1 pseudogene is annotated in these 324 nt (G+C 70.4%); it reads right to left on the bottom strand.

What is annotated here, in order from left to right:
- Nucleotides 1–324 (bottom strand): annotated as a pseudogene (locus tag EFL26_RS06035) (ketol-acid reductoisomerase); the annotation flags it as partial.

Raw genomic sequence — 324 nt, 5'->3', positions numbered from 1 at the left:
AAGCCGTACATCACCAGCTGGGAGGCACCGCCGCAGAGCACGGCCTGCTCACCGAACAGGTCGGTCTCGGTCTCCTCCGCGAAGGTGGTCTTGATCCCGCCGGCCCGCAGGCCGCCGATGCCCTTGGCGTAGGACAGCGCGAGGTCCCAGGCCTTGCCCGAGGCGCCCTTCTCCACGGCGACGAGCACCGGCACGCCGCGGCCGTCGACGTACTCGCGACGGACCAGGTGGCCCGGGCCCTTCGGGGCGACCATGAACACGTCGACGCCCTCGGGCGGAGTGATGTAGCCGAACCGGATGTTGAAGCCGTGGCCGAAGACCAGC

Origin of the sequence: Nocardioides pocheonensis, assembly GCF_003725535.1 — a bacterium.
Lineage (GTDB): Bacteria > Actinomycetota > Actinomycetes > Propionibacteriales > Nocardioidaceae > Marmoricola > Marmoricola pocheonensis.
The sequence above is the reverse complement of the archived record's forward strand: the minus strand, read 5'-3'. Positions and strand labels throughout refer to the sequence as shown.